At 71.6% G+C, this 17,388-nt stretch carries 15 protein-coding genes and 3 pseudogenes; 6 read left to right on the top strand and 12 right to left on the bottom strand.

From position 1 onward, the window contains the following. Nucleotides 1-139: 139 nt before the first annotated feature. Complete coding sequence (locus BJ961_RS22795) at nucleotides 140-322, top strand: hypothetical protein (RefSeq protein ID WP_016325661.1); 183 nt, start codon at nucleotides 140-142, stop codon at nucleotides 320-322. 4 nt (nucleotides 323-326) lie between these two features. Here the strand turns inward: BJ961_RS22795 and BJ961_RS22790 are convergent. The 3 genes and pseudogenes from BJ961_RS22790 to BJ961_RS22780 form a co-directional block, all read right to left on the bottom strand. Then, a pseudogene (locus BJ961_RS22790) lies at nucleotides 327-1,717 on the bottom strand (tannase/feruloyl esterase family alpha/beta hydrolase). Nucleotides 1,718-1,908: 191 nt separating this feature from the next. Then, nucleotides 1,909-2,823: a hypothetical protein gene (locus BJ961_RS22785; RefSeq protein ID WP_271414667.1), complete on the bottom strand. Its 915-nt coding sequence runs from the start codon at nucleotides 2,821-2,823 to the stop codon at nucleotides 1,909-1,911. A 143-nt stretch (nucleotides 2,824-2,966) separates the two neighbouring features. After that, the gene (locus BJ961_RS22780; RefSeq protein ID WP_271414666.1) at nucleotides 2,967-3,275 is read right to left on the bottom strand and encodes a hypothetical protein; all 309 of its coding nucleotides are present in this window, start codon (nucleotides 3,273-3,275) and stop codon (nucleotides 2,967-2,969) included. A 97-nt stretch (nucleotides 3,276-3,372) separates the two neighbouring features. Here BJ961_RS22780 and BJ961_RS22775 point away from each other — a divergent pair, with 97 nt between their 5' ends. Further along, nucleotides 3,373-4,269 carry an oxygenase MpaB family protein gene (locus BJ961_RS22775; RefSeq protein ID WP_271414665.1) on the top strand — a complete coding sequence of 299 codons (897 nt, stop codon included), beginning with the start codon at nucleotides 3,373-3,375 and terminating at the stop codon, nucleotides 4,267-4,269. On the opposite strand, the pseudogene BJ961_RS36200 reads toward BJ961_RS22775, so the two are convergent. Together BJ961_RS36200 and BJ961_RS22765 are read right to left on the bottom strand one after the other, a co-directional pair. Beyond that, nucleotides 4,255-4,404, bottom strand: a pseudogene (locus tag BJ961_RS36200) (PadR family transcriptional regulator); the annotation flags it as partial. The gene BJ961_RS22775 and the pseudogene BJ961_RS36200 overlap by 15 nt on opposite strands. A gap of 9 nt (nucleotides 4,405-4,413) precedes the next feature. Next, nucleotides 4,414-5,013 carry a class I SAM-dependent methyltransferase gene (locus BJ961_RS22765; RefSeq protein ID WP_271414664.1) on the bottom strand — a complete coding sequence of 200 codons (600 nt, stop codon included), beginning with the start codon at nucleotides 5,011-5,013 and terminating at the stop codon, nucleotides 4,414-4,416. Between the two features lie 112 nt (nucleotides 5,014-5,125). Between BJ961_RS22765 and BJ961_RS22760 the strand changes: the two are divergent. Further along, nucleotides 5,126-5,472, top strand: a pseudogene (locus BJ961_RS22760) (ATP-binding protein); the annotation flags it as partial. A gap of 10 nt (nucleotides 5,473-5,482) precedes the next feature. Here the strand turns inward: BJ961_RS22760 and BJ961_RS22755 are convergent. Further along, nucleotides 5,483-5,914, bottom strand: a complete 432-nt coding sequence (locus BJ961_RS22755; RefSeq protein ID WP_271414663.1) for a PPOX class F420-dependent oxidoreductase — start codon at nucleotides 5,912-5,914, stop codon at nucleotides 5,483-5,485. A 105-nt stretch (nucleotides 5,915-6,019) separates the two neighbouring features. Between BJ961_RS22755 and BJ961_RS22750 the strand changes: the two genes are divergently transcribed. Together BJ961_RS22750 and BJ961_RS22745 are read left to right on the top strand one after the other, a co-directional pair. Continuing rightward, complete coding sequence (locus tag BJ961_RS22750) at nucleotides 6,020-6,436, top strand: roadblock/LC7 domain-containing protein (RefSeq protein WP_271414662.1); 417 nt, start codon at nucleotides 6,020-6,022, stop codon at nucleotides 6,434-6,436. A 146-nt stretch (nucleotides 6,437-6,582) separates the two neighbouring features. Then, complete coding sequence (locus tag BJ961_RS22745; RefSeq protein ID WP_271414661.1) at nucleotides 6,583-7,563, top strand: DUF6397 family protein; 981 nt, start codon at nucleotides 6,583-6,585, stop codon at nucleotides 7,561-7,563. A gap of 1 nt (nucleotide 7,564) precedes the next feature. On the opposite strand, the gene BJ961_RS22740 is transcribed toward BJ961_RS22745, so the two are convergent. Together BJ961_RS22740 and BJ961_RS22735 are read right to left on the bottom strand one after the other, a co-directional pair. After that, nucleotides 7,565-8,431: an acyl-CoA thioesterase gene (locus BJ961_RS22740; protein ID WP_271414660.1), complete on the bottom strand. Its 867-nt coding sequence runs from the start codon at nucleotides 8,429-8,431 to the stop codon at nucleotides 7,565-7,567. 19 nt (nucleotides 8,432-8,450) lie between these two features. Further along, complete coding sequence (locus BJ961_RS22735) at nucleotides 8,451-10,964, bottom strand: DEAD/DEAH box helicase (RefSeq protein WP_271414659.1); 2,514 nt, start codon at nucleotides 10,962-10,964, stop codon at nucleotides 8,451-8,453. 145 nt (nucleotides 10,965-11,109) lie between these two features. Here BJ961_RS22735 and BJ961_RS22730 point away from each other — a divergent pair, with 145 nt between their 5' ends. Further along, nucleotides 11,110-11,904 (top strand): metal-dependent hydrolase, encoded by a 795-nt coding sequence (locus BJ961_RS22730; RefSeq protein ID WP_271414658.1) that lies wholly within the window; start codon nucleotides 11,110-11,112, stop codon nucleotides 11,902-11,904. A 20-nt stretch (nucleotides 11,905-11,924) separates the two neighbouring features. Here the strand turns inward: BJ961_RS22730 and BJ961_RS22725 are convergent, their stop codons facing one another. From BJ961_RS22725 to BJ961_RS22710, 4 genes are all read right to left on the bottom strand, one after another. Next, nucleotides 11,925-12,197: a type B 50S ribosomal protein L31 gene (locus BJ961_RS22725; RefSeq protein WP_271414657.1), complete on the bottom strand. Its 273-nt coding sequence runs from the start codon at nucleotides 12,195-12,197 to the stop codon at nucleotides 11,925-11,927. A gap of 63 nt (nucleotides 12,198-12,260) precedes the next feature. Beyond that, nucleotides 12,261-12,731 carry a DUF5709 domain-containing protein gene (locus BJ961_RS22720; RefSeq protein WP_271414656.1) on the bottom strand — a complete coding sequence of 157 codons (471 nt, stop codon included), beginning with the start codon at nucleotides 12,729-12,731 and terminating at the stop codon, nucleotides 12,261-12,263. Nucleotides 12,732-13,460: 729 nt separating this feature from the next. Further along, complete coding sequence (locus BJ961_RS22715; protein ID WP_271414655.1) at nucleotides 13,461-15,242, bottom strand: ABC transporter ATP-binding protein; 1,782 nt, start codon at nucleotides 15,240-15,242, stop codon at nucleotides 13,461-13,463. Continuing rightward, nucleotides 15,239-17,140 (bottom strand): ABC transporter ATP-binding protein, encoded by a 1,902-nt coding sequence (locus BJ961_RS22710; RefSeq protein WP_271414654.1) that lies wholly within the window; start codon nucleotides 17,138-17,140, stop codon nucleotides 15,239-15,241. The genes BJ961_RS22715 and BJ961_RS22710 overlap by 4 nt, the downstream gene beginning before the upstream one ends. Nucleotides 17,141-17,388: the final 248 nt, after the last annotated feature.

Raw genomic sequence — 17,388 nt, 5'->3', positions numbered from 1 at the left:
TCCATGGAAATTCGCGAGAACTCAGGGGTGCGTAGGGGGCGCGTCTCAGGGAGTTCTCAGGGTCACGTCGCGGAACTGCCGGGAGCGCGGGCCCGTTTTCAGGACAGAGAGCGGCAGTGGCCGCGAAGGAGGCGACATCATGTCGAAGAACGCCAAGGTCGCAGCAGGGGGTGTGGCGGCCGGACTGATCCTGCTGATCTGGCTGCCCTGGTGGGCCGCCCTGCTGATAGTTCTGGGAGTCCCGGCCGCCGCCTACCTCACCCTGGATCCCTCGCAGCGGCGCAGGCTGCGCCGTGTCTCACGCAAGGAGATAGGTCGTTGAGGGGCTAACGCCGCGTCGTGGCCGGACCGGCCGGCGAGCAGGAGTCGAGCACGTCGCCGTCGGCCGGCTCGCCGACCGCGTGGTCCTCGGGCGGCGGGGTGCCCCGCTCCACCCATCCGGTCAGCGCGTCGAACGCGGAGCGGAAGCAGGGGAGAATCGGCCGCAGCCTGTCGGGATACGTGTCGTACAGACCGTCCACGTGGGTTCCGCCCCGGACCGTGTAGTAGCGGTGCAGTCGGCCCCGTCCGCCGGCGTCGATCATCTGCGCGTACACGTCGGAGTCGGCGGCCCGGGGCAGCAGCGCGTCCAGATCGCCGTGCAGTGTGATCAACGGCTTCCCGATGCGTCCGGTCAGTGCCACCCGTGCCACCGCGCGGTGCACCGAGGCGGGCCGTGCCGCGTAGTCGTACGTCGCGTCGGACGGGCACGGTGCCAGGATCTCCTCGGGCGAGGACCCGGCGGTGGGCCCGGGGCAGCGGGGATCGTAGGCCGGGTCGAACTCGGCCCGGTAGATCTTCTGCGTCACACCCCAGTACGCCTTCTCGTGGTACGGCCACAAGAACTCCGAACCGTGAGCGAACCCCACCGCGTACAGGTCCTCGTCCCCCGCCTCGCCCGACGTCCGGGCCACCGTCGTCGGCAACGAGGTGAGCACATTCGGGCCGTCCGCGGTCCACAGCGCCCCCTCCCAGTCCACGCCGCCGTCGTACAGCTCGGGGTGGTTCTCCAACTGCCAGCGGGCGAGGTAGCCGCCGTTGGAGATGCCGGCGATGTACGTGCGTCGCGGTGCGTGCCCGTAGCGCTGGGCGGCGACCCGCCGCGCGGCCCGGGTGAGCTGGGTGGTCCGCGTGTTCCATTCGGCGACCGCGTCCGCTGGCCGCCTGCCGTCCCGGTAGAAGTCCGTCCCGTTGTTGCCCTTGTCGGTCGCCGCGTACGCGTACCCCTGCGCCAGCGCGCGGTCGGAGATCGCCTTGTCGGTGGCGTACTGCTTGCGGGTACCGGGCGCCCCCGTCACGACGAGGCCGCCGTTCCAGTGGTCCGGCAGCCGGATGACGAACTGCGCGTCGTGCCGCCAGCCGTGCGTGGTGTTGAAGTGCGAGGAGTCCGGAAGTACCCGTCCACCTGGATGCCGGGGACCCCGGACGGTGTCCTGGTGCCTTCCGCAGTCAGCCCGTCCTGGTCGGCGATGTCGGTGAACGGGGTGCCCGCCAGTCCCGTCGTCGTCAGGTCGGCCAGGCAGGCGCTGCGTTGGAGAGCCGCGCCGGGCACCCGTACGCGCTCCTGCCGGGCGCAGGGCGAGCCGGGGTCGGCCGCCGCCGGGGTGGGCGACGGCCCGGTGAGCGCGACGGCAGTCAGGGCGGCGGCGAGCAACGGGACACCACGGGGCAGGCGCATCCGGTCCTCCAGGCACGACAGGGAAGCGGGACTGAGAGCTGCCCCATCGTGTGGGCCCGCCACGGCCTCTTCCATGGGCTGGGGACACATACGCGGAGTGCCGCCCATGGTGGTTGAAGACAGCCGGGTGCCCCGCCCACTCCTGGCTGCCGGTGACGGGGACCCGGCGGTGAGACCCCTGTCGCCCGTCCTCAGCTCGGCCGTACGGCCATCTTGTCGAGGGCCTCCAGGAGCCCCGGCAGGGCCGGCCCCCGCCCCACCGGCAGGACCTCTCCGGGTTCGTCGTCGAGCAGGACGAACGCGATGTCGTCGGTCCGGGCGACGAGCGACCAGCCCGGGCCGTCCGCGCGCAGCGTCCGCGCTTCCCCCGGTGCGAACGACGACCGGACCCGGCCGAGCGGCGGTGGTGTGTCGACGTAGGCACGGGCCTCCGCGAGTACCCGCCGGACGCCGCGGTGCCCGGACCGCCTTGTGCCGGTCGGATCCTTCGAGGCACCGGCACCGGCACCGGCACCGGCACCGGCACCGGCCGCGTTCGCCGCTTCGGCCGGAGTGTCCCCGTCGGCGCCCGCGTCGCCCTCCACACCACCGTCCGGAACCGAGAACTTCGCGTCGTCGATCTGGTCCCGCCACTGGGCCCACTGCATGGCGATCTCGTCGGCCCCCAGGCGGCGCTGCGCGGACCCCCACACAGTGGTGTCCGGCGGGCACAGTGCGGGCTGGTCGGCGATCTCGGGCCCGGGGTCGTGGGGCTCGGGCACACCGGGCGCCGCCACGGCGACCGCGAGGGGCCAGCCGGGCAGCGCGGTGACGACCGTACGCTCGTCCGGCGACAGGTCGTACTCCATGCCGCAGTCCCAGGAGGCCACGGCGACGGCGACCAGTGAGGCGTCGTCGATCACGACGGTCCACCGGGCGCCGCCACCGTCCTGGCCGAGCACCAGGCCGTAGCCGTCGGCCGACGGAGGCAGACCGAGCGCCGCGCACGCCTCCGGGAAGTCGTCGCCCAGCACGCTCGGAAACTTCGCCGGCGTCAGCAGCACCGCCGTGAGCACGTAGAGCGCATCGTCCGCGGCGGCGACGGCGTCCTCGTCCGTCCCGGCCATCCCAGCCTCCCCATCAGTTGGTCCCAATGGCGCGCACCTTAGTGCGCCCGGGAAGCCCTTGTCACGACTCCCAGACGCACCCGAGCTGCAGTTTTCCGGCTGGACGGGGGCGAATCGACCACTCGGCGCCGAGGGCGTACCGCTCAGTTCGCGGGCAGACCGAGGAGCGCGCGGGCCACATCTCCCGGGGGCGCGTCCCGTTCGCGCGCCAGCGCGACCACGGCCCGGCAGGCCAACTCGTTCACCCCGAAGGACAGGGCTTCGGGCGACACGCGGGCCGCCGCCTCGTCGATCCGTTCCTGATCGTCGTCCACACACGCCGCGACGTACGCGGCGGCGGCCTCGAACAGATTGTGCGACCGAGGGTCTCTCCCCGTTCTCCTCCCCGTTTCGCCCTCCGTGCGCCGAGCGGCGCGAGATCTGTCCCAGGCCCCGCGGATCCTGTCGAACAAGCGGACCACCCTCCCCCTGCCGATTTCCGTTCCTGACCGTGCATCCCCTGCTACTCAACGTAGAGTTGAAGCCTCGACGGCAGAAGGGGGCAGCCAGATGCAGCGCTTCGAACGACTGGCCCGGATCAGGAGCATGGATCCGTACGAGGACGCCTCGGAGATCTATCGACTGTCCTCGGCCTACGAGTTCCCCTGGGATTTCGCCCGCGCACTGGAACTGGCGCTGTACCGCACCTACGCCGTGCCGAGCATCGGCCGACTGCTCGCCGAGACGGCGGAGTTCACCGACAGGCCCCAGAAGCGGTACGACGACACGGCGCTGCTGCTCGACGCCATCGTGGAACACGGGTTCGGCAGTGAGCAGGGCCGTACGGCCATCCGGAGCATCAACCGGATGCACCGCAGCTACGACATCACCAACGACGACATGCGATACGTCCTGTGCACGTTCGCCGTGGTCCCCAAACGCTGGATCGACAGCTACGGGTGGCGCCGGATGTCACGCCACGAGATCGTCGCCTCCGCCGTCCACTACCGCACGCTGGGACGGCACATGGGCATCAAGGACATCCCCGGTACCTACGAGGAGTTCGAAGCCTGCCTCGACGCGTACGAGGAAGCCCACTTCGCCTGGGACGAGGGTGGCCGCCGCGTTTCGGACGCCACCCTGGACCTCATGGCCTCCTGGTATCCGCGCCCCTTCGCACCGCTCCTGCGTGCCGGGACCCTGGCCCTGCTCGACGACCCCCTGCTGCGGGCCTTCGGATACGACCAGCCCGGTCCCGCCACCCGTGCGGTCGTGCGTCGCGCAGCGAGGCTGCGCGGGCGGGCGGTCCGTCTGCTGCCGCCGAGGCGTGCCCCGCAGCACGCCCGTCAGAACCGCCAGGTCAAGGGCTACCCGAACGGCTACCGGCTGGCTGACCTCGGCACCCGCCCGGTCCCCGGCCTCCGGGCCTGCCCGGTCCGCCACATCGACACATCAGCCGCCGAGTGAAGCGACCGCTCCCCGGAGCCTGCTAGCGGCTCGCGCGACGGTCAGTACGCCACGCCGAAGGCGATAGTCCAACTCCGCGGCATCCAGCGGCCGGTCAGCGTCGCGGAAGCGACTCGTGGGTTGCTCCAGGAAGGCCGGAGGCGTTCAGCTCGCGCGCACCGCCAGGGCCAGGAAGCGGGCGTCCTCGTCGATGTAGGCCGTCATGTCCCACCCGGAACCGGCCAACAGCGGACGGAGGTTGGGCTCGGCCCGCAGATCGCCCGGCGTGATCCGCCGGCCCTGCCGTGCCGCGAGCGCCGCTCTGCCGATCGGGTGGAACAGGGCCAGCACGCCGCCGGGACGCACCACCCGCGCCAACTCCCGAAGGTTTCCGGCCGGATCGGGCAGATGCGCGACGAGACCCGCCGCGAACACGGCGTCGAGCGACCGCGACCGCAGCGGCAGCGCCGCCACGTCGGTCAACAACAAGTGCCCGTCACCGTCCCTTCCGGCCGCTACGGCGGCCCGCAGCATGGCAGGCGTCAGATCCGCACCGACCACCACCCCCGACGGACCCACGGCGGCACGCAACGGGGGCAGCGCCCGCCCGGTGCCGCACCCGGCGTCGAGCACGCGATCCCCCTCCCGCAGTCCCAACTCGGCGACCGCGGCCGCGTAGGCCGGGCCGTCGTCGGGGAACCGGCGGTCCCAGCCGGCGGCGCGGGCGCCGAAGAATTCCTGGACGTGCGTGTGGTCGTCGCTCATGATGCGCATGATCCCCCCAAGAGCACAGAAGATGCAGCAGTGCACACCTTGGAGCGTGACGCGATCGTTCCAGTGCTTCTCTGCGTCAGCGGGCGACACCGGTCGGCTGATCGACCGGTGCTGGTCCCTCTGGGACGGAACCGGCGCAGGGTGCACTCGGCGCCGTTGTCCCGGCGGACCCCCGGCGTCTGGCGGACCGCTTCCCGGCGGCCGCCTGCTTCGAGCACCGGCACATCCCGTTCGTGGTGGCCGTGAACTGCTTCACGTGAGCAGGCCGCTACGACGCCCCCGACGTCCTGCGCGCCCTCGACCTGGACGTGGGAACGCCCGTCGTCCGCTGCGACGCCCGGCACCGCGACTCGGGCAAGGAAGTACCGATCCGGCTGGCGGAGCACGTCGGACGGAATGCACACCGCCCGGCTGCTCGACTCCGTCCGCCGACCGGGCCGGTGCCCGTGACAGACGATCGTCAGTCCGCCGCCACCGACTTCTGGGCCAGGACCTTGTCCACGGTGACACGGACCAGAAGCTCGCCCGGGACGCCGTTGCGCGCCCCGAACTCCTCGGCGCGCTCCTCGCCCATGTACCGGGCGGCGATACGGGCGGCCCAGTGCCGGAGTTCGCCGATGTCCTCCGAGATACGCGCACGCCCCTGCAGCACGACGAAGTCGAAGGGCGGCCGGTCGTCGTCCACACACAGGGCGATGCGGCCGTCACGGGTCAGGTTGCGCCCCTTCACCGTGTCCTTGCCGGTGTTGAACACCACGTCGTCGCCGTCCAACAGGAACCAGATCGGTGCCACGTGCGGGCTGCCGTCCGCCCGGACGGTCGAGAGCTTTCCGGTGCGGGTGCCGTCCGAGACGAACGCCCGCCATTCCTCATCGGTCATCTTCTGTGCCATGCCCCTATCCTCCTTGCCCGGAGCACGGGCGTGGTGAAGGCTGGCGGACGGGTCCCCCAGCCAGGGGGAGGCATCGCGCACGGGGAGACACGGGGAGATCGGATCATGGTGCAGAACCAGGGACTCGGCTGGCTGCTGGACGACCTGACCGCGCGCGTCGAACACGTACGGCACGCGTTGGTCCTGTCCAACGACGGACTGGTGACCGGAGCCAGCACGGGCCTGCGACGTGAGGACGCCGAGCACCTCGCCGCCGTCTCGTCCGGACTCCACAGCCTGGCCAAGGGCTCGGGCCGCCACTTCGGCGCAGGCCGGGTACGACAGACGATGGTCGAGTTCGACGACGCCGTCCTGTTCGTCACCGCGGCCGGAACGGGCAGCTGCCTGTGCGTGCTCAGCGGCGCGGAGGCCGACTTCGGACAGATCGCGTACGAGATGACACTGCTCGTGAACCGGGTGGGAGAGCACCTCGACGTCGATACCCGGCAGCCGGGACGGATAGCGCCCACAGAAGAGACCTGACCGCCCTGACCTGGACGTTCACCGATCCCGCGAGGTCGGTCGGAGAGTTTTCCACAGGCTGCCACGGATGTCGCGAACGCGGCTACGGTTCTTGTGTCAGGCGGGCGCGGACGGCGCCGGCCGCACACTCCGCGGGGGAGAAGACCATGTCCGGCGACATCATCACGCCTCAGACCACAGCGACGAGCGAGCAGGGCCGTGCCACCGGGGCCGCCGACCGCGGCACCACACTCGCACCGAGCCGCGCGGCACGGGAGCTCGGACTCAAACGCAGCGAGTTCGACCTGGCGGTGCACCTCGGCCGCGTCCGCACCGTACCCGACGAAGGGGGAGGGGGCCGACGCGTCCCCCGGGACGAGATCGAGCGGATCCGGACAGGACACGGTTCGTCCGCGCTGCGGGAGAGTGTCAGGGCCGTCGGCACCACGGCGGGCGCTGCCGTGATGGAGGTGACCGGTGCCAGGTTCAACCGGCTGGCACGGCTCGGACTGCTCGTGCCCGTGCATTTCTACCTCAACCGCTACCGAGCCGTCGTGTGGCTGTACCTGAGCGACGAACTACGTCAGTTCGCTGCCGACGAGAAGAACGCCGCACTGCTGAAGGGCCGCACACCCCAGGGGCTCAGGGACCAACTGGGGGAGGGGCTGGACCTGCGCCCCCGCAACTGGCGGGGCAGGCGCCTGGGACTTCTTCTCCGTCAGGCCGACCATCCTTGGGCGCGGGCCGCGGCCGTGGCATCCCTCCTCGACGCCACCGATGTCTCGGACGTCGTCACCGACCCCTACGAGCGCTCTCACCTGCGCCGGTTCCGTCCCATGCCGGCGGCGCACGGCTCGCCGGGCTCCCCGGCCGCGCAGCTCGCCGAGGAGATCATGACGGCGGGTGACCCCGACGAGATCGAGTGGCTGCGCTCGGATCTGGCGCACGCGGTGGCAGCGGCCCGCGGACAGCACCCGGCCCCACGGCCGGTGCCGCGCGGCATGCCGACCGCACCGCGAGGCAGGAATCCCGTGCTACCCGAAACAGAGCCGCGCCCACCTGAAACGGAGCAGCCCGCGCCGCGCGAGACGGAACGAAACCGACGGCGGAGCGGCCTGTTCGGACGACTGTGGCGCAGGGACTCCTGACCTACAGGGCCCGGAAGAGCCCCTCCTGAACGACGGACACCAGCATGCGTCCCTCCGCGTCGTAGATCCGCCCGCGGGCCAGCCCCCGCCCACCGGTCGCGATCGGCGACTCCTGGTCGTACAGGAACCACTCGTCCGCCCGGAACGGCCGGTGGAACCACATGGCGTGATCCAGCGACGCCATGTCGAAGCCCCGGCGACCCCACAGGGGCTCCACCGGAATGCGCACGGCGTCCAGGAGCGTCATGTCGCTGGCGTAGGTCAGGGCGCAGGTGTGCACGAGCGGGTCGTCACCGAGCGGCCCGACCGCCCGCATCCACACGGCGCTGCGGGGCTCGGCGCCCTCGACCTCCTCGGCGCTCCAGCGCAGCCGGTCGACATAGCGGATGTCGAAGGGCTGACGGCGGGCCATGCGCTCCAACTGCTCCGGCAGCGCGCCCAGGTGCTCCCGCACCTCGTCGGCGACCGTCGGCAGGGACTCGGGATCCGGGACCTTGCGGGCCGGCGGCAGCTGATGCTCGAAACTTCCCTGCTCAGGCTTGTGAAAGGAGGCGGTGAGCGTGAAGATCGTGCGGCCCTGCTGCACAGCGGTGACCCGGCGGGTGGTGAACGACCGTCCGTCCCGGTCCCGTTCGACCTGGTACACGATCGGCACGCCGGGGCGTCCGGGACGCAGGAAGTACGCGTGCAGCGAGTGCACCGGGCGGTCCCCGTCAGTGGTGCGGCCCGCGGCGACCAGCGCCTGGCCGGCCACCTGGCCGCCGAAGACCCGCTGCAGCGACTCCTCGGGGCTGCGGCCGCGGAAGATGTTGACCTCGATCTGCTCCAGGTCGAGCAGGGCGACGAGGCTCTCTGCCGGATTCGTCATCGGTGGGTTTCTCCTGTGTTCACAGCTGGCCGACATCGGTGACGCGGACGACAGCACGGCCCTCCGCGTCGGAAGCGGTGAGGTCGACCTCCGCGCTGATGCCCCAGTCGTGGTCGTCGTTCGGGTCGTCGAAGATCTGTCGCACACGCCACAGCCCGTTCCGCGGTTCTTCCTCGATGACCAGCAGCTTCGGACCGCGGGCGTCGGGGCCGGTACCGAGGTCGTCGTACTCGTCCCAGTACTTGTCCATGGCCTCGCCCCACGCGTCGGCGTCCCAGCCGGCCTCGGAATCCATCTCGCCCAGCTCACCGACCTGGTCGAGGGCGGCGAGCTCCACACGCCGGAACATGGCGTTGCGGACCAGCACACGGAAGGCGCGCGCGTTGGCGGTGACCGGCCGCACCTGGTCGGCCTTCTCCTGAGCCTCCTCGGCGGTCATCTCCTCCGGGTTGGCGAGCTGCTCCCACTCGTCGAGGAGACTGGAGTCGACCTGACGCACCATCTCGCCGAGCCACTCGATGAGGTCCTGGAGGTCCTCGGACTTGAGATCGTCCGGGACGGTGTGGTCGAGGGCCTTGTAGGCGCTCGCCAGGTAACGCAGCACGATGCCCTCGGTGCGGGCCAGTTCGTAGTGGGAGACCAACTCCGTGAAGGTCAGCGCCCGCTCGTACATGTCGCGGATGACCGACTTCGGGGACAGCGGATGGTCACCGACCCAGGGGTGACTCCTGCGGTACGTGTCGTACGCGTGAAAGAGCAGCTCCTCCAGCGGCTTCGGGTAGGTGACGTCCTGGAGCCGCTCCATGCGCTCCTCGTACTCGACACCGTCCGCCTTCATCGCGGCGACGGCCTCACCGCGTGCCTTGTTCTGCTGGGCGGCGAGGATCTGCCGGGGGTCGTCCAGCGTGGACTCCACGACCGACACCATGTCCAGCGCGTACGACGGGGACTCGGGGTCGAGCAGTTCGAACGCGGCCAGGGCGAACGTGGACAGCGGCTGGTTGAGTGCGAAGTCCTGCTGCAGGTCGACCGTGAGACGCACGACGCGTCCCTCGGCGTCCGGCTGGTCCAGCTTCTCCACGATGCCGCCGTCCAGCAGCGAGCGGTAGATGGCGATCGCCCGCCGGATGTGCCTGAGCTGCTGCTTGCGCGGCTCGTGGTTGTCCTCCAGCAGGTGCCGCATCGCGGAGAAGGCGTCGCCGGGGCGGGCGATCACCGACAGCAGCATGGTGTGCGTGACCCGGAAGCGGGACGTCAGCGGCTCCGGCTCGGAGCCGATGAGCTTGTCGAACGTGCTCTCCGACCAGGCCACGAAACCCTCGGGAGCCTTCTTGCGCACCACCTTCCGCCGCTTCTTCGGGTCGTCACCGGCCTTGGCGAGCGCCTTCTCGTTCTCGACGACGTGCTCGGGCGCCTGGGCGACGACGAAACCCTCCGTGTCGAACCCGGCGCGTCCGGCCCGGCCGGCGATCTGGTGGAACTCCCGGGCCCGCAGCGTGCGCACCCGGGTGCCGTCGTACTTGGAGAGCGCCGTGAACAGCACCGTCCGGATGGGGACGTTGACACCCACCCCGAGCGTGTCCGTACCGCAGATCACCTTGAGCAGGCCCGCCTGCGCGAGCTTCTCCACCAGACGCCGGTACTTCGGCAGCATGCCGGCGTGGTGGACGCCGATGCCGTGCCGGACGTAGCGGGAGAGGTTGCGTCCGAACTTGGTGGTGAAGCGGAAGTTGCCGATCAGGTCGGCGATCCGCTCCTTCTCCTCACGCGAGCACATGTTGATGCTCATCAGCGCCTGGGCCCGCTCCACGGCCTGGGCCTGGGTGAAGTGCACGATGTACACCGGGGCCTGCCGCGCCGACAGCAGGTCGGTGAGCGTCTCGGTGAGCGGGGTGTAGCGGAACTCGTAGGAGAGCGGTACGGGACGGGTGGCAGAGCGGACCACCGCGGTGGGACGATCGGTGCGGCGCGTGAGGTCCTTCTCGAAGAAGGAGACGTCTCCGAGGGTCGCCGACATCAGCACGAACTGGGCCTGCGGCAGTTCCAGCAGGGGGATCTGCCAGGCCCACCCGCGGTCCGACTCCGCGTAGAAGTGGAACTCGTCCATGACCACCTGGCCGATGTCCGCGTGCTTGCCGTCACGCAGCGCGATCGATGCCAGGACCTCGGCGGTGCAGCAGATGACGGGGGCGTCGGCGTTCACGGAGGCGTCACCGGTCAGCATGCCGACGTTCTCGGTGCCGAAGATCTTGCACAGCTCGAAGAACTTCTCCGACACCAGCGCCTTGATCGGAGCGGTGTAGAAGGTGACCTCGTCCCGGGCCAGGGCGGCGAAGTGGGCGCCGGCCGCGATCATGCTCTTGCCGGAGCCGGTGGGCGTCGACACGATCACGTTCGCGCCGGAGACGACCTCGATCAGCGCCTCTTCCTGATGGGGATAGAGCGTGAGACCGCGATCCTGGGCCCACGCCTCGAAGGCTTCGTACAGGGCATCGGGGTCGGCGGTCCGCGGCAGCTGATCGATGAGGGTCACGCCCCCATCTTGCCTGCCCCGGGCCGCGATGGGGGAATCGGCTGTCCGCGTGAAGATCACGAACGCTACGCTGGGTCGCCGACGAGGCAACAGCGGACCCGGACAACTGCACAGCGGCACACGAGGAATGGGGCGGGCAAGCGCGATGATGGGACCAGCACACTCACTGTCGGGCGCCGCAGCCTGGCTCGGCGTCGGAGCGGCGACCGCCGCCGCGGGACACCCGATGCCCTGGCCGGTGCTGCTCGCCGGAGCCCTGATCTGCGCCGGAGCGGCGCTCGCCCCGGATCTCGACCACAAGGCGGCCACCATCTCCCGGGCTTTCGGGCCGGTCTCACGGGGTCTGTGCGAGATCGTCGACAAGCTGTCCTACGCCGTCTACAAGGCCACGCGGAAGCGTGGCGACCCACGTCGCTCCGGCGGACACCGCACACTGACGCACACCTGGCTGTGGGCGGTCCTGATCGGCGGGGGCACTTCGGTCCTGGCCATCACCGGTGGCCGCTGGGCCGTCCTGGCGATCCTCTTCGTGCACATGGTGCTGGCCATCGAAGGCCTGCTCTGGCGAGCCACCCGCGGCTCCAGCAGCGATGTACTGGTCTGGCTGCTGGCGGGGACCAGCGCGTGGATCCTCGCCGGAATCCTGGACAAGCCGGAAGGCGGCGCCGACTGGCTGTTCACCGCACCGGGCCAGGAGTACCTGTGGCTGGGGCTGCCCATCGTGCTCGGCGCCCTGGTGCACGACATCGGGGACGCGCTGACCGTCTCGGGCTGCCCCGTGCTCTGGCCGATACCGGTGGGTCGCAAGCGCTGGTACCCCATCGGCCCGCCGAAGGCGATGCGCTTCCGGGCGGGCAGCTGGGTGGAGCTCAAGGTACTGATGCCGGTGTTCATGCTGCTCGGGGGAGTGGGCGGCGCGGCGGCACTCAACTTCATCTGAGCGAAGCGGGTCCGGTCGGCTCAGCCGTTTCCCCCGGTGTCCTGCCCCTCGCCCGCGCCGTAACGCCGCTCGAAGCGGGCGACGCGACCCTCCGAGTCCACCGTTCGCGCCTTGCCCGTGTAGAAGGGGTGGCTCTCCGAGGAGATCTCCACGTCCACCACGGGGTAGGTCTCGCCGTCGTCCCACGCGATGGTCTGGTCACTGGTCGCGGTGGACCGGGTGAGGAAGGCGTACCCGGCGCTGCGGTCACGGAAGACGACGGGCCGGTAGTCGGGGTGCTTGTCCTGCTGCATGGCTGCTCCTCGTACGGCGCGGATCATTGGGGCGACGGCACGGACCCGCCGTCGCGAGTGGTGTCAGCCGGGCAGGGAGTCCTCGTCGACGACGTGCATCGCGGCCTCTTCGGCGGAGGCGGCCGCGCCGTCGATGCCCACGTCCATGGCTACCAGTGCCGGCTCCTCGTCCTCGTGTGCCCCCTCGTCGGGTGCGACGAGTCGGCCGGAGCGGTCCGCGCCGACCTCGTTGTCCAGCAGTTCCCCGTCGGTGCCGTCCAAGTCGCCCAGCCCGTCGCCGTCGGGTCCGAGCTCGTCCGGCCGCTCCTCGGCGAGGCGCTGATCGAGTGTTTCGCCCCGGCGGCGTTCGGCGGCCGTCACACCGGTGTGCTCCACGGCCCAGGGGCGTTCGGGCGGGGACCAGCCCCGGTCGAGCGGGTCGTCGACGCCGTCCTCCTCGAGGGTGTCCTCGCCGTCGAGGAGCCCGGTGTCCTCCCGCTGCTCGGATCCGTCGGGTTGGTAGACGTCGTCTCCCCATCCGTCGGCGCTGTTCACGGGTACCTCCAGGGGGTGGGGACCGGCCCCTTCTCGCCGTGGACCGCGGCGGGCCGCCGCTGCACGGGGCACAGGCCTCGCCCGTCACGGAACCGCACGGTTCCCGGGCTCATCTCGAGCCGGTGCCTCCTCCCAGCCTTCCACCCCCGTTCGGGACCGCGCAACGGCACGGGCCCCGCCCGGGTACCGGCCGCGCCACCCGCCCTCCGGCCGCCACCGCCTTCTGCGGCACACACCGGCCGGTCCCGCACCGGCCACGCCTCCGCCCCATGCACTCCCCCCGGCACCATCGAGCAGCACTGCACGACCGCTCGGCCGGGGGCGAGCGTCCTGCCTCCCGTCACCACTCCGCCGGGAGCCAACGTCAGGCCCGCCACCATCGCCCGATCCGGGACGAGCACCGGACTCGGCACCACCCCGCCCGACCCTGCGCACCGTGCCCGACCTGGTCGCAGCCCAGCGATTCCGGGCGTGCCCGCACACGACCGACGCCGGGCCGCGGCCCCCGCCGGGCGCGGCCCCGCGCTCCCGGAGCCCACCCGGCACCTCACGGGCCCTGCCCGCTGCCCCGCCCAGCGCGCCGAGGCGCCCGTCCCGTGGCGCGCGGTGCACGCAAGGCGTTCCGCAGCGGGTCCGGGCGGGCGGCGGAGACCCGGCGGAACCGGACCGGCCGCCGCCGCATCGGCGACCCGTGCCGCCGCTGCCCCGTCCCTGGCCGGCGAGGTGCGGCTATCCGTGCCAGGACCGCCACAGCGCCGCGTAGGCACCGTCCGCCGCCACGAGTTCGTCATGGCTGCCCAGCTCGCTGATCCGGCCGTCCTCGACCACGGCGATGACGTCCGCGTCGTGGGCGGTGTGCAGGCGATGGGCGATCGCGATCACCGTGCGGCCGTCCAGGACCCGGGCCAGGGACCGTTCGAGATGGCGCGCGGCCCGCGGGTCGAGCAGCGACGTCGCCTCGTCCAGCACCAGGGTGTGCGGGTCGGCCAGTACGAGGCGGGCCAGCGCGATCTGCTGGGCCTGCGCCGGAGTGAGCGCGAAGCCGCCCGAGCCGACCTCGGTGTCGAGGTCCTCGTCGAGCCCGCGGGCCCAGCCGTCCGCGTCGACCGCGCCGAGTGCCGCCCACAGCTCGGCGTCGGTGGCGCCGGTTCTGGCGAGGCGCAGGTTGTCGCGCAGGGAGCCCACGAAGACGTGGTGCTCCTGGTTGACGAGCGCGACCTGAGAGCGGACCCGTTCCGCGGACATGCGCGAGAGCTCCGCGCCGCCCAGCGTGATCCGGCCCTCGCGAGGACCGTAGATACCCGCCAGCAGCCTGCCCAGCGTGGACTTGCCGGCGCCCGAGGGGCCGACCAGGGCGAGCCGGGTGCCGGGGGCGACCTCCAGCGACACCTTGCGCAGGACGTCCACGCCCTCCAGGTAGCCGAAGTGCACCCGGTCGGCGTGCACGTGCCGTCCGTCGGGGGCCAGCGTGGGGTCGCCGGCGTCCGGCTCGATGTCCCGCACACCCACCAACCGGGCCAGGGAGACCTGGGCCACCTGCAACTCGTCGTACCAGCGCAGGATGATGCCGACCGGATCGACGAGCATCTGCGCGATCAGTGCGGCCGTGGTCAGCTGACCGACGCCGATCCAGCCCTGGAGGACGAAGACACCGCCGATGAGCAGGACGGAGGCGAGCACGGTCACATGGGTGACGTTGATGACCGGGAAGAGCACCGACCGAAGCCAGAGCGTGTAGCGCTCCCAGGCCGTCCACTCCCGGATCCGGCGCTCCGACAGCTCGATGCGACGGGCATCGAGGCGGTGGGACTCGACGGTGCGCCCGGCGTCCACGGTCTCGGCGAGCGTGGCGGCCACCGCGGCGTAACCGGCGGCCTCCGAGCGGTAGGCGGAAGGTGCCCGGCGGAAGTACCAGCGGCAGCCGATCACCAGCAGCGGCACCGCGATCAGCACCACAGGCGCCAGCGGCGGAGCCGTGACCACCAGGCCCGCGAGCAGCAGCACCACCCACACGGCACCGATCGCGAGCTGGGGCACGGCCTCGCGCATGGCGTTGGCGAGCCGGTCGACGTCGGTGGTGATGCGGGAGAGCAGGTCACCGGTGCCGGCCCGTTCGAGCACGCCGGGCGGCAGACCCACCGACCGTACGAGGAAGTCCTCGCGCAGGTCGGCCAGCATCCGCTCGCCGAGTACGGCCCCCCGCAGCCGTACCTCGCGCACGAAGACGGCCTGCACGACGAGGGCGAGTACGAACAGCGTGGCCGTCAGACCGAGACGCAGTTCGCGCGCGTCGTCCGAGACCCGTTCCACGATCCCGCCCAGCAGGTAGGGGCCCGCCATCGAGGCGATCACGGCGACGGTGTTGACGGTGACGAGGAGGAGGAACGCCCGGCGGTGCCGGCGCAGCAGTTCTCCCGCGTACGCGCGCACGGTCGCGCGGGCGCCGACGGGCAGGGTGCTCGCCGTCGTGGGAGCCGCCGGGTCGTAGGACGGGGGCGCGACGCCGATCATGCCGTCTCCTCGATCTCTTCCAGTCGGTGCAGTACGTCGTCGTCGCTCAGGGCGTCGTCGCGGTCGCTGCCGCGGCCGTTGCCGAGGTCGTCGCCGCGGCCGTTGCCGGTCGGGGGTTTCGCGGGCTTCCCGCCTGCCGGTACCCCTTCGGGGTGCGCCGCGGTCTCCTCGTCGGTCTCGCGGGTCACCACCGCCCGGTACCGGGGCTCGGTGTGCAGCAGCTCCCGGTGGGCGCCGATCGCCGCGACCTCGCCGTCGTGCAGGAACACGATCCGGTCCGCGCGGTCCAGGAGCAGCGGTGACGAGGTGAACACCACCGTGGTGCGACCCGCGCGCAGTGCCCGGACGCCTTCCGCGATACGTGCCTCGGTGTGGGAGTCCACGGCCGAGGTCGGTTCGTCCAGAACCAGTGCCTCCGGGTCCGTGAGCAGCGAGCGGGCCAGGGCCAGCCGCTGGCGCTGGCCGCCCGACAGCGACCGGCCGCGCTCGGTGATCCGGGCGTCCATCGGGTCGTCGGCGCCGAGCGACCCCTGCGCGAGTGCCGTCAGTACGTCACCGCACTGGGCGGCGGCCAGCGCGTCCCCGGCTTTCACGGCACCGGAGGCGGGCACGTCGAGCAGTTCGCGGAGCGTGCCGGACAGGAGTACGGGGTCCTTGTCCTGCACCAGCACGGCGGTGCGCGCGGACTTCAGGGGCAGCTCGTCGAGCGGCACGCCGCCCAGCAGGGCCGACGTGCCCTTCTCCGAGGGGTGCCCGCCGAGCCGTTCCGCCAGGCGCCCGGCCGCGTCCGGGTCGCCGCACACGACGGCGGTGAACCGGCCCGCCGGGGCCAGGAGACCGGTGGCGGGGTCGGACAGGTCCCCGGCGGGGGCCTCGTCGGCGCGCGAGCCCGCCGTGTCCGTGGCCCGTTCCAGTGCCAGCACCCGAGCGGCCCGCTTGGCCGAGGGCCGGGAGAAGGAGTACGCCATGGCGATCTCCTCGAAGTGCCGCAGCGGGTAGGTGAGGATCATGACGGAGCTGTAGACGGTGACGAGCTCGCCGACGCCGATGCGGCCGTCACGGGCGAGGTGGACGCCGTGCCAGACCACGGCGATCAGCAGCAGTCCCGGCAGCAGCACCTGGATCGCCGAGATCAGGGACCACATGCGGGCGCTGCGCACGGCCGCGTGGCGCACCTCCTGGGAGGCGCCGCGGTAGCGGTCGAGGAAGAGTTCCTCACCGCCGATGCCGCGCAGCACGCGCAGCCCGGCGACGGTGTCCGAGGCGAGCTCGGTGGCGCGGCCGGCCTTGTCGCGCTGGACGTCGGCCCGCCGGGTGGCCCGCGGCAGCAGGGGCAGTACGGCGAGGGCCAGCACCGGCAGGCCGACGATCACGACGACGCCGAGCGCCGGCTCGTAGACGACCAGCGCCACGCACACCAGCACGATGGTGAGCGCGGCCGCGGTGAAGCGGGAGAGGGCCTCCACGAACCAGCCGATCTTCTCGACGTCGCCGGTGGACACGGCCACGACCTCACCGGCCGCGACGCGTCGGGTCAGCGCCGAGCCCAGCAGTGCGGTCTTGCGGGCGAGGAGTTGCTGGACGCGGGCCGCGGCGGTGATCCAGTTGGTGATGGCGGAGCGGTGCAGGAAGGTGTCGCCGATCGCGTTGCCGGCGCAGCACAGCACCATGACACCGCCCGCGACGGCGAGGCGGGAGCCGGAGCGGTCGACGACCGCCTGGACGGCGAGACCGACACAGAAGGGCAGGGCCGAGACGGAGGCGAAGTGCAGCAGGCCCCAGGCCAGTGACTTGAGTTGGCCACCGAGCTGGTTGCGGAACAGCCACCACAGGAATCGGGGGCCCGAGCGCGCGTCCGGCACGCCCGGGTCGGGATACGGAAGGTCTTGGATCTGCATGACGTCCCAGTGGCTCGTGTCAGGGGTGCCGTTGCTATGCGGCATCAAGAGGCTGCAAACCGTGAAAGGTTCGCGTCGTCACACGCCCAAAATCAAGCGGTTTTCCACGGTGGCGTGCGAATCGGACCGCGATGCGCCGCACGCGGTCCGGCACGACCACCGCACTCCGATCACGTGCGCCCGCCGCGCTCCACCCCCGTGCGCCCGTCGCACTCCTGACGGCCCGCCCGGAGGGGGTGCGACGATGG

Origin of the sequence: Streptomyces lienomycini, from assembly GCF_027947595.1 — a bacterium.
Classification (GTDB): Bacteria; Actinomycetota; Actinomycetes; order Streptomycetales; family Streptomycetaceae; genus Streptomyces; species Streptomyces lienomycini.
This window is presented reverse-complemented; position numbering and strand designations above follow the sequence as displayed.

What these genes read in the sequence shown, in the direction of transcription:
- BJ961_RS22740 (WP_271414660.1), bottom strand. Translation starts at nt 8,431, where the DNA reads ATGACGAATCCGGCAGAGAGCCTCGTCGCCCTGCTCGACCTGGAGCAG.
- BJ961_RS22730 (WP_271414658.1), top strand. Translation starts at nt 11,110, where the DNA reads ATGATGGGACCAGCACACTCACTGTCGGGCGCCGCAGCCTGGCTCGGC.
- BJ961_RS22755 (WP_271414663.1), bottom strand. Translation starts at nt 5,914, where the DNA reads ATGGCACAGAAGATGACCGATGAGGAATGGCGGGCGTTCGTCTCGGAC.
- BJ961_RS22725 (WP_271414657.1), bottom strand. Translation starts at nt 12,197, where the DNA reads ATGCAGCAGGACAAGCACCCCGACTACCGGCCCGTCGTCTTCCGTGAC.
- BJ961_RS22765 (WP_271414664.1), bottom strand. Translation starts at nt 5,013, where the DNA reads ATGAGCGACGACCACACGCACGTCCAGGAATTCTTCGGCGCCCGCGCC.
- BJ961_RS22750 (WP_271414662.1), top strand. Translation starts at nt 6,020, where the DNA reads ATGGTGCAGAACCAGGGACTCGGCTGGCTGCTGGACGACCTGACCGCG.
- BJ961_RS22710 (WP_271414654.1), bottom strand. Translation starts at nt 17,140, where the DNA reads ATGCAGATCCAAGACCTTCCGTATCCCGACCCGGGCGTGCCGGACGCG.
- BJ961_RS22775 (WP_271414665.1), top strand. Translation starts at nt 3,373, where the DNA reads ATGCAGCGCTTCGAACGACTGGCCCGGATCAGGAGCATGGATCCGTAC.
- BJ961_RS22715 (WP_271414655.1), bottom strand. Translation starts at nt 15,242, where the DNA reads ATGATCGGCGTCGCGCCCCCGTCCTACGACCCGGCGGCTCCCACGACG.
- BJ961_RS22795 (WP_016325661.1), top strand. Translation starts at nt 140, where the DNA reads ATGTCGAAGAACGCCAAGGTCGCAGCAGGGGGTGTGGCGGCCGGACTG.
- BJ961_RS22785 (WP_271414667.1), bottom strand. Translation starts at nt 2,823, where the DNA reads ATGGCCGGGACGGACGAGGACGCCGTCGCCGCCGCGGACGATGCGCTC.
- BJ961_RS22745 (WP_271414661.1), top strand. Translation starts at nt 6,583, where the DNA reads ATGTCCGGCGACATCATCACGCCTCAGACCACAGCGACGAGCGAGCAG.